The sequence below is a fragment of the Staphylococcus pettenkoferi genome (assembly GCF_002902685.1).
Lineage (GTDB): Bacteria > Bacillota > Bacilli > Staphylococcales > Staphylococcaceae > Staphylococcus > Staphylococcus pettenkoferi.
Genome location: NZ_PPRN01000058.1, coordinates 1 through 10,763, shown reverse-complemented (window position 1 = coordinate 10,763; position 10,763 = coordinate 1). Strand labels below are relative to the sequence as shown.

Here is a 10,763-nt window from a genome sequence, read left to right as displayed (position 1 = left end):
AGATGTGTATAAGAGACAGCTATACTAGTGCTCTTACTTTCAAATCCTTGTAAAGTTATTCATCCAATATAAGTTTGTAACTTCTGTTAATTATTGCTATGATATAAATGTAATTTCATATTACATTGCTAGGGGTGCTTTAAAGTGCTGAAAGAGGAGGATTCCTCAACCCTTTGGACCTGAACTAGATAATACTAGCGTAGGGAAGCAAATGAACGTACGAAGAGTAGTGAATATACAAGGGCTTAGTTGCTCTACTCTATCGTTTTGTAAGTCAATCCACGTGGGATTACATATGGCTAACGCGTGATTGGTGCGAGATCTATCATTATTAAGCACTTGCAGAATAGATAATGACTTACACACGAGACGTCTCTATATGTCGTTCTTTGCGCATTCCTTCTTAAGGATGTGCTTTTTTAATATTTACTACTTAATTATAGAAATCAAATTGATTATATTCTTAACTGCCACAATTCACCTGCCTATCAGTTGATTTCTCTTAACCGCTTCTCTTGAACCTCTCCACTTAAGCCCTCCTAGCGCAATTTAATGGAGGAGGACTTTAATTTCATGAAACAAGAAAACATTGAACTTCAGAAAGCATTTCCCGCGAGTGAACGCGTATTTAGACAAGGTATGGATAGCGATATCAAGGTACCTTTTAGAAAAATAAACCTCTCAGAAACAGTCTTCGAGAATGAAACACGCACAAATGAACCACTCTATGTCTACGATACTGCAGGACCTTATCACTCTAGAGATTACGAAGTCGACGTCTTCAAAGGTATCCCTAAGACGCGTGAACAATGGATTGAAGATCGACAAGATACGCAAACATATACCGGTCGCCGTGTACAATCCATTGATAACGGCTTTAAAAAAGCAGGACATAAGAAGTTAGTTGAACATCCATTTGAGTATGACCCTAGAAAGTCTAGTAGCGATAAACCTGTTACTCAAATGTACTATGCCCAACAAGGCATCATCACAAAAGAAATGAAGTTTATCGCTTGCCGTGAAGATGTTGAACCAGAGTTCGTTCGTGAAGAAATCGCTCGTGGACGTGCAATTATTCCAAATAACGTCAATCATCCTGAATCTGAACCGATGATTATCGGTAAGAATTTCCAAGTGAAGATTAATGCGAATATCGGAAACTCTGCAGTCTCTTCATCTATCGAAGCAGAGATTGAGAAATTAGTATGGGCGATTCACTGGGGTGCTGATACGATCATGGATCTTTCTACAGGTAAGAATATTCATGCGACGCGCGAATACCTTTTACGCAACTCACCTGTCCCTGTGGGCACTGTACCCATTTATCAAGCGTTAGAAAAAGTCGATGGTGTCGCTGAAGATTTAACATGGGAAGTCTATCGCGACACGCTCATCGAACAAGCTGAACAAGGCGTAGATTACTTTACTATCCACGCGGGTGTCCGCCTGCAATGCGTACCGATGACAGTCAATCGTCTCACAGGTATCGTATCTCGTGGTGGTTCAATCATGGCGCAATGGTGTTTAGCGCATCACGAAGAAAGCTTCTTATACGAGCATTTTAGTGAAATATGCGACATCCTCGCTCAGTACGATATCGCAGTGTCCCTCGGAGATGGCTTGAGACCAGGTTCAATTTATGACGCAAATGATGAGAGTCAAATTGCGGAACTTAAGACATTAGGTGAACTGACAGATATCGCTTGGGACCATGGTGTGCAAGTGATGATTGAAGGTCCAGGTCACATTCCAATACATAAGATTAAAGAGAACCAAGATTTAGCTGATTTCTACTGTAAAGAGGCGCCGTTCTACACTTTAGGGCCGCTAACGACAGATATCGCTCCAGCATATGATCACATCACTTCAGCAATTGGTGCTGCAAACATCGCGAGTCATGGTACTGCAATGTTATGCTACGTGACGCCGAAAGAGCACCTCGGTTTGCCGAATAAAGACGATGTGCGTGAAGGTGTTGTTACTTACAAGATTGCAGCACATGCAGCTGATTTAGCTAAGGGGCTTAAAAATGCTGAAGAGCGCGACCACGCGATTAGTAAAGCGCGCTTTGAGTTCAGATGGATCGACCAATTTAATCTTTCATTAGATCCTGAAAAAGCTAGAGAATACCACGACCAAACTTTACCTGCTGAAGCTGCTAAAGTGGCACACTTCTGCAGTATGTGTGGACCTAAATTCTGTTCAATGAAGATTTCACATAATATTAGAGAAGAACATCAAGAGAAGTTAGAAGGTATGAAAGAAAAGGCCGAAGAGTTTAAGGAACAAGGAAGTAAGATTTATCATTAATTTGTGTATAGGGTGCGTTGGAGTAGTTTCATCGGACGAGAAGTATGAATAAATATTTATAGAGTGAACTAGCATGAAATCTTGAATCCAAAGGCATTAGATAATTTTTTTAAAATAATGCGCTTTTCTGTTGCTTTATCGTACTAAACTTAAGTATAATAAAAATAACTCATACACTTATTATTATCTAACGCGCAATGTTAATGGTACAAGATGAGTGTAGTGTTGGTTATTTGTCATCTTTTTTATTGCGCTTATCTAACCAGTGTTTAAACGCAATAACTATACAACTGCTTATTATAGTTTGTATCAGAATGGTGCAAAGGACAGACGACTCTATAATAAGTCACACACACAAATCCTCATGTTTTTGGTTATAACATGGGGATTTGTGTATAATGGAAAAGATCTACACTTCAGAAATGACTTAAATCTAACATTAAAGATATGTATACTTATGACACCTTACATAATTATCCAGATGTATACATCTATAGCATCTTTTTACTTGCATTCTTAATTGCTTCAAGGTATTATGTAAGAGTAATTCAAACACGACAGCATCACCAAACCCCCATGCTAGGTCAGTAGCATGGGGGTTTATTAGTGCTGGTTATTTGTCATCTTTTTTATTGCGTTCTTGTAACCAGTTCTTAAACGCAATAATTATACAACTACTGATAGTAGTTAGTATAGTATTTATTATTGCTTCAAACACAACAACTCACCTCCTCGTGACATATTCGTCACGTTTAGATGACGCTATAATCATAGCACGATTTCTTCTTTTTTGTATATTTATGCAAAATCGATAAAATATATTCTTCTTCCTTAATTTTATCTAAAATCTCATCACCTATAAGCCGATAACTCAGCTTTCTCAAGCTACAGTGTGATAAAGTTAATTTATCTACAAATTATTTGAGGTGAAGCAATATGAAATTGGGTCTTATTGGAATCGGACACGTAGGAAGCCAAATACTCACAGATATTCAATATGAGAATTTATTCTCTGAAATCATCGTAATCGATAACAACGAGAATCTCGCTTATGGTGAAGCACTCGATCATGTACATATGCAGGGGTTAGAGAACGTTAATCACATCGATATCCATCGTGGAGATTATGCCGATCTTCAAGGTGCTGATGTAATCGCTATCTCAGCAAGTGCACCTATGGATCCGAATATGCCAGACCGTGTCGCACTCACAAAGGATAACGCAAGTCTCGTGACAGATATTATGCAACGTATCGCGCAAGTCACTCAAAGCGCGCTTGTCATCTTTATCACAAATCCAGTTGATGCGATGACGTATCTCGCTCAAGATCAGGTGGATTATCCGAAAGAGAAGATTATGGGAACAGGTACTTTGTTAGAGAGTGCGCGTTTTAGAACATTGATTGCGCAACATTACCAAATTGATCCGAAATCTGTGAATGCTTTCGTGATTGGTGAACATGGTAAAAATGCTGTGCCTGTATGGAGTAAAGTGACAATCTTCGGCATGCCTATTGCAGAATATGAGAAATTAGCAAATGTTGAACCGATTGATCAACAAGCCATTACAGATCAGGTGGATAAAGTAGCGTTTGACGTCTTGAAGAATAAGGGTTGGACGAGCAGTACAGTTTCTCGTGCAACAACTTCTCTCATCCGTCATCTCTTACTCAACGAGCGCTCAATCTTACCTATCACTGCCCCACTTCACGGCGAGTATGATTTGAATCACTGTGCGATGAGCCTTCCTACTTTAGTGGATAAAAATGGTATCGTTGAACGTTATGCAATCGAGCTGAACGAAGACGAAACACGACGCGTGAAAGATGCTGCAGATTATATTCAATCCGCAATTCAACTCGGTCAAGAAAATCTTTAATCAAGTGATATAAATATAGTAATCGCCCGCACTACCTACTTTTAGATAGTACGGGCGATTTTGTATATTAATTTGTACTGAGTGATGCAATATTCACTTACCTACAATATAAGCTTAATTGATAAATTCAAGGTATATTTATGCAAAAAATCGTTAAATTTATGTTTAAATCTTAATTAAAAATTAGAGCAAGAAAAATGAAATATTTAATTGTTATGGTTGTTTTCCTTCATTAAGAAACTAACTTTCTAGCTTAGTAATGAATGAGCTAAATTAGTTCTTGCTAAGAAATAATGAACAAGAAACACATTAAATATAGTTAAATGATAGGTTTCATATTTGTTTTTAAGGACGTCTTGACACGCTTGAGGGATTAAGGCTGCAATGAAAATCCATTTCTTGAGCTTTCTAAGCGAAAGAAATTAGTTGAATGTAGCCCCTAAGCAAGGGAAAGCGTCAAATAAAAACAAAATATTTTTAAATCAATCATTTTGACAAATAAAAGCTCATCATTTCTGTTGCTTACGCTCCATTAAATCTCCAAATTCTCTCAAGTACGCTTGTTCAGCAGGAGAGCCAAATTCTGCTGAATTCATCGCACGATGCCAATGCGGATATAATGGCTCTGGTTGTGTAAGCTCAGTAATTTTATCCTGCTCATCTTTCGTCAACTGAAGTTGATAAGAAGCAATATTATCAATAAGTTGCTCTTTATTACGCGCCGCCAAGACAAGTGAATCTACATTCGGACGCTCTCTTAACCATGCCAAAGTAACTTGAGGTACCGATACTTGGTGATGGTTTGCAATTTCTTGAAGCACATCGACTAAGTCATATAATAAATTATAATCTTTAACGTAAGGTTCTGCCCAACCGTCACCTTGACGTGTACCGGGTTGACCTTGTTTATTATCGCGAGTAATCTTACCAGTCAAGAGACCTTCGCCGAGTGGAGACCAAATACTATTACCCACACCGAGTTCACGGGCAGCCGGAAGCAATTCATACTCCGCTTCTCTCGCTTCTGGTGTATAATAAATTTGTTGAGCTACAGGAGGCGCCATGTTGTTCTCTGTCGCTTTCGTTACCGTTTGCGCCAGCGACCAAGCACTGTAATTCGAAACGCCCCAATAACGAATCTTGCCTTTCTGTATTAAATCATTCATCGCTTGAATGGTTTCTTCAACTGGAACATTACCATCCCATAAATGCATATAGTATAAATCAATATGGTCAGTTCCTAATCTTTGTAGTGACTCATCAATTGACTTCTCAATATTTGAACGTGTTCCACCTTGGAAATTGGGATTATCTGATAGTGGAAAACCTGTCTTCGAACTAATTACCATCTCGTCACGATGATTGCGAATCGCCTTACCTAACGCGAGTTCAGCATCTCCCTCCGCGTATAAATTTGCCGTATCAAATTGATTGATACCTTGGTCAATTGCATAGTCAATCATGTAATTGAGTTCTTTCTTTGAAATACCCCCAGCATTCTCGAAGCCATTCGTTCCTGAGAATGGCACTGAGCCCAATGCGTATTGGGACACTCTCAAACCTGAATTACCTAACTGTTTATTGTCCATAGGTTCATCCTCCTCTATTAATCCAATCATAGTTATAAATTCCCTGGTTCCGCCTACTCTAATCTCGCTAATTTCAGCAGGCGATATGTATGGTAAAAGTTTTTGGGAAAAACGGATAAGAAAATCTGGCCTTTCGATAACATTCAGTCATCCTTCTCAAGAAATATCTAATATTTTTATTTAATCTCAGATTTCAGACTCTCCTACATATCTCAATTCAATTATGATATGTTAAATAATGAATATAATACAAAGGAGTTATATGTTTTATGAAAAAAAGCATTTTAATGATTCTCACACTCGTGCTCAGCACTACAGTATTCTTAAGTGCTTGTGAGGATAGCGATAAAGGTTCAAAGAAGCCAAGTTCAGACGCGAGTAAAAATAATACTTATGATCTCGTTTACTACGAAGTCTTAAACAACGGTGACGCTGAAGATGCGAAGACAGATGTCGCTTATAAGGAGAAAGGTTCATCTAAAGTTAAGCATTACCACCCATCGCTCGATCACGTTTATGAGCACATCATTGATGACGGTGATGAGAAACCGCATGTCGTCAAAGATGGTAAGAAGTTCTTTATTTATCGTCCACCTTACATGACTTATGGCGACGATGATTTCAGCGGTAAAGTAGAAGATAAAAGCGACGTTAAGAAGTAAGTGAGGTGATACAGAATGAAGATCATGAAACGAATTGGACAAACTGCGATGATCTCAGCACTTGCGATTGGATTGACTACACCGCAATGGGCAGATGCAGCGGGAAGTAGTGGCGGAAGTTCAGGAGGCAGCTCTAGTTCAAGCTCAAGTAGCAGTGCTTCTTCTAGTAGTAGTGCTGCGCGTAGTTCGTCAACAAGTTCTACCAACTCAACTTCAATGGCGCGTCAAAGTGCGATTAATGCGAGTCGTCAAAGTGCTCAGCAAGCAAGTCGTAACGCTTCCCGAAGTGCAAGTCACAAAGGTTCTGCGGCGAGTCGACAACGTGCGAGAGCTTCATTAAATCGCACGAAGTCTTTAACACCGCCCCCACGACGCTATCAAGACTCAATACCTTATCATAATCAGTTTATGGGTACGAGTTTTTATAATAACTGGCTCTTCTATTACGCCATTGTGAATAATAGAAATGAGCATAAGAAGAAGCAATCGGCAGCGCTCTCTATCCAGCAACAGAAAGATATGTTGCGTAAACAAATGAAGAAAGGCGAAACCCTGCATACGATAACGGTTCAAATCAAGCATGGTAAACGTCTGATAGCTGTGCCTAAGGAAGATTACGATAAAGTACAGAAAGGTGCTACGGTGCACTATCATAACGGAAAAGTCAGTATTGAATCTTAAACTAAAGCGGAGAATCCCTATCTGATTCGGGATTCTCCACTTATTTGTGTCGTGTTTCTTCTATTATAATAGTAAGGCTTAGGTCGTTAAGCGATTAACTTGTCTATTTAAAAGTGAAGACAACCGCTTCCACAGTTAATCCCTTTTACCTTCACGCTCTCTCTCTTCATCTTCTTCATCGTCATCGCCTTCAAAAATGGATTCTAATATAATGCAGACAATCACTCCTACGATAATACTCGTCTTACCATAGGGTAGATGGCTTAAAAAGGCTAAATGCGTTCCTTACCAGTTATCATATAAATGAAGAAGAAAGTTAATAAAGAAGAGCATACCGCCTATCGAGGCTAGCGTCCCAAAGAAAGAAGCTAAAAATCGCATCACTTTACCTCCCAAACTTCAAATTTCATTAAGAAAATCTGGACGCCCACTGAATGTGAGGCCCAGATTCCGTAACGCTTACTTGATAATATCGATAAGTTCTTTCTTCGCTGCGGCACGCGCAGGTACCCAACCGAAGACCACACCAATCAGTGTAGATACACCGACTGCGATAATCACAGGTCCAAAGGAAATCATTGGTGAAACGTACTTAGGCGTTACTGCATCGATGAGGAATGAGAACAAGATACCGAGTATCAGTCCAATAATTCCACCGAGTAAACAAAGTACGACACTTTCGACAAGGAACTGGATTTCAATATCTCGACTCTTTGCCCCGAACGCACGACGAATCGCGATTTCTTCTGTTCGTTCAGCTACAGATATATACATCACGTTCATCACACCAATACCCGCGATGAAGAGTGAAATACCTGCTACTGCGGCTACGAAGTACGTAATGCCATCGAAAAGTTTATTAATTGATTTCATATTTTGTTCCATATCGTTATAAGAATATTGACCTTTATCTGATGCTGTACCTTTCTTGTTGAGCTGTTTCTCAACTTTTTTGGCCACATCTTTCTTATTCGCATCATCTGTCAGTTTCAATTGAAGTTGTGGCATGTCTGTAGATAAGTTCTTCATATACGCTTTGAACGTACCCGTCGGCATTTGAACGGCATTATCGCCGCCACCGAACATGCCTCCGCCTTTATCCGCAATACCTACAACTTTAAACCCTTGATTATCGATGAACAGCGTCTTACCAATCGCATCATTATGGAAGACGTCTTTCGCTAACTTATGGTCGATAACGACAACTTTATCATTCGTGTCATTCGCATCTTCAGTGAAACCTTTACCTTTATCAGTAGTTGTTTGGCTCTTCGTTTTGAAGACGCTAAGGTCACCATTTTTATTAGAATTCGTGAGTTTCGCATTATAACCCATCTCGTCATTTTCTTTAACTTTAGCTGACTTTACACCTTCTACTTGTTTAGCTGTCTGTAGATCTTCATTGGTAAAAGGCTTCGTCTTACTATCCATCGAATTCGGCATATACATGATGGTTGCTGAGTGTTTACCTGCGCCTGTATCTTCAACTTGTTCATTAGCTTTTTTCTTAAAACCATTACCTAAGAACATAATCGTCATAACGGCAGCGATACCGATGACAATCCCGATAATCGTCAAGATGTTACGACGTTTATTCTTCATAATGGATTTAAAAGAAACGGCGATGATATTCGATAAGTTATTCATGTCATCACCTCTTCTTCCTGAATACGACCATCGAGAATATGGATAATACGATCCGCTTTCTCAGCTACCTCACGTTCGTGTGTAACTACGATAATTGTCGTATTAAGTTCTTTGTTAAGCTCTTCAAACAAATTAATAATGTCCTCTGAAGTCTTCTGATCCAGTGCACCTGTAGGCTCATCGGCAATGATGAATTCAGGGTCATTGATCACCGCACGCGCGATAGCTACACGCTGTTGCTGACCTCCGGATAACTTGTTGGGGATGTGATTCTCTTTGTCATAGAGTCCAACTTGATGAAGTTTCTCCATCACACGCTTTTTACGTTCTTGAGATGAGAGTCCCGCATAAACGAGCGGGATGCTCACATTCTCCAAGATGGTGTTGTTCTGAATCAGCTTAAAGTTTTGAAAGACGAACCCGACTGTCTTGTTTCGAATTTCAGCCAGACGGTTATCTGACGTCTTTTTAAAACTTTCACCTTTAAACTGATAATCACCTTCGTAACCACGATCGATAAATCCTAAAATGTTGATGAGCGTACTTTTACCGGAACCAGAAGGACCCATTATCGCAACAAACTCACCTTCGTGCACATTGAGGCTGATATCTTTCAAGATGTGATTGGTCTGATCGCCATTCTTGAAAGAACGATTGATATCTTTGAGTTCAATCATGATGACACCTCAACTTTGTCTCCATCGTTTAAAGTTTTCTTAGGATCTTTCAAGACTTTGTCGCCTGGTTTCAAGCCTTTCTTCACATAAACTTGGCCGTTCGCTTTATTCACTTGGATGTCGCGTTTATGCACTTTGTGATGTTTGTCGACAACAAAGACTTTGTCATCTTTCGTCAACGCAGATTTAGGTAATTTCATCGTCTTAAGCGGCACATCTGCTTGCATTGAGAAGCCAGCTCTTACTGGAATGTCGATGTCACCAATCATCACTGAATATTTAGATGAATTGTTAGAGTTACCACCACTAGGGTCGTTATCTACTGGATTCCCGCTAGCGCCTTCACCTTCGCCACCAGCAGATTCTCCTGCAGAATCTGATTTATCGTAGCTTGTTGGCAATTCACTAATCTTCGTAATCTTACCTTTACCAGTCTTACCGTTGTTGTCCACTTTGACATTCACTTTGTCGCCTTCTTTAATCTTATCGAGATCAAATTCAGAAACTGTTGATTTCAATTGTGGCTCAGTAGAGATCAATTTCAAGATCGGTTGACCTTCACTTGCATCATTCTTGCTCTTGATGTCGACTTTACCATCAAATGAGGCATACGTACTGTCATTCACTTGCTTATCATGTTTAGACAATTGTTGTTGAGCTTCGTTCAGCGCACTTTGGTCTTGATTCAATTTCTTCTGTAAATCATTGTTGTTAGGTTCTTGATTAATCTTCTGATAGTCGTCGTTCACCGCACTTTGCGCATCATCTACTTTATCCGCAAGCTGTTGACGCTTACCTTGGTTTGTGTCGTAGTTGATGAGCGGGTCACCTTGTTTCACCTCTTGGCCATCTTTCACTTGCACATTAGTAAAAGTGCCAATCTGGCTATTATTTGTATATGTCTTCACTGCATTAGGGGCAGCCTTTCCTTCAAGATGTAACGCATCTTCATGTTTCATCTTGTATGTATCGTAACCTTTACTGCTATCATCTTTGGAGCTATTGCCACTCACCTGTTTGAGTATTAAAGCAATTCCTAGCAATACCACGATGATAATAGCAATAATAATCCATAACCATTTGTTCTTCACGTTGTAACTCCTCCCTTAAGATTTTTCAACTGTGATTATAGCATATATACAGTTGTAAAAAAACTATTCTTCGGGAATTTTACGAAAATGATTATTTAAAATGTCTTGTGTTTATTAGTATAGTCGAATAAAGTAAACTATTTCATATCTTTTATTGATAAAATTCCATTATTATATTCCAATGGATCGCTTTTAATGTTAATGTGAAAGTGATTACATATTGAGGAG

9 protein-coding genes and 1 riboswitch are annotated in these 10,763 nt (G+C 39.3%); of the genes, 4 read left to right on the top strand and 5 right to left on the bottom strand.

Annotation, left to right across the window (positions count from 1 at the left end):
• Nucleotides 1-120: 120 nt before the first annotated feature.
• Nucleotides 121-223, top strand: a riboswitch (TPP riboswitch).
• A gap of 350 nt (nt 224-573) precedes the next feature.
• The gene (gene thiC / locus CD126_RS09765; RefSeq protein ID WP_103370402.1) at nt 574-2,310 is read left to right on the top strand and encodes a phosphomethylpyrimidine synthase ThiC; all 1,737 of its coding nucleotides are present in this window, start codon (nt 574-576) and stop codon (nt 2,308-2,310) included.
• A gap of 229 nt (nt 2,311-2,539) precedes the next feature.
• On the opposite strand, the gene CD126_RS12345 is transcribed toward thiC, so the two are convergent.
• Nucleotides 2,540-2,611 (bottom strand): hypothetical protein, encoded by a 72-nt coding sequence (locus CD126_RS12345; protein WP_256277933.1) that lies wholly within the window; start codon nt 2,609-2,611, stop codon nt 2,540-2,542.
• 635 nt (nt 2,612-3,246) lie between these two features.
• Between CD126_RS12345 and CD126_RS09760 the strand changes: the two genes are divergently transcribed.
• Nucleotides 3,247-4,188 (top strand): lactate/malate family dehydrogenase, encoded by a 942-nt coding sequence (locus CD126_RS09760; RefSeq protein WP_049408603.1) that lies wholly within the window; start codon nt 3,247-3,249, stop codon nt 4,186-4,188.
• 509 nt (nt 4,189-4,697) lie between these two features.
• Here CD126_RS09760 and CD126_RS09755 read toward each other — a convergent pair.
• On the bottom strand, nt 4,698-5,777 hold the full coding sequence (locus CD126_RS09755; RefSeq protein ID WP_049408605.1) for an aldo/keto reductase: 1,080 nt from the start codon (nt 5,775-5,777) through the stop codon (nt 4,698-4,700).
• 269 nt (nt 5,778-6,046) lie between these two features.
• Between CD126_RS09755 and CD126_RS09750 the strand changes: the two genes are divergently transcribed.
• Nucleotides 6,047-6,439 carry a hypothetical protein gene (locus CD126_RS09750; protein ID WP_049408606.1) on the top strand — a complete coding sequence of 131 codons (393 nt, stop codon included), beginning with the start codon at nt 6,047-6,049 and terminating at the stop codon, nt 6,437-6,439.
• 15 nt (nt 6,440-6,454) lie between these two features.
• Nucleotides 6,455-7,120, top strand: coding sequence for a hypothetical protein (locus CD126_RS09745; protein ID WP_049408608.1), 666 nt, complete (start codon nt 6,455-6,457; stop codon nt 7,118-7,120).
• A 459-nt stretch (nt 7,121-7,579) separates the two neighbouring features.
• On the opposite strand, the gene CD126_RS09740 is transcribed toward CD126_RS09745, so the two are convergent.
• Genes CD126_RS09740 through CD126_RS09730 form a run of 3 tightly spaced genes read right to left on the bottom strand, consistent with a single transcriptional unit; the run spans nt 7,580 to nt 10,535 of the window.
• The gene (locus tag CD126_RS09740; RefSeq protein ID WP_049408610.1) at nt 7,580-8,767 is read right to left on the bottom strand and encodes an ABC transporter permease; all 1,188 of its coding nucleotides are present in this window, start codon (nt 8,765-8,767) and stop codon (nt 7,580-7,582) included.
• Nucleotides 8,764-9,444: an ABC transporter ATP-binding protein gene (locus CD126_RS09735; protein WP_049408612.1), complete on the bottom strand. Its 681-nt coding sequence runs from the start codon at nt 9,442-9,444 to the stop codon at nt 8,764-8,766. Before CD126_RS09735 ends, CD126_RS09740 begins: the two co-directional genes overlap by 4 nt.
• Entirely contained in the window at nt 9,441-10,535 is a 1,095-nt protein-coding gene (locus CD126_RS09730; protein WP_049408614.1) for an efflux RND transporter periplasmic adaptor subunit, read from the bottom strand. The genes CD126_RS09735 and CD126_RS09730 overlap by 4 nt, the downstream gene beginning before the upstream one ends.
• Nucleotides 10,536-10,763: the final 228 nt, after the last annotated feature.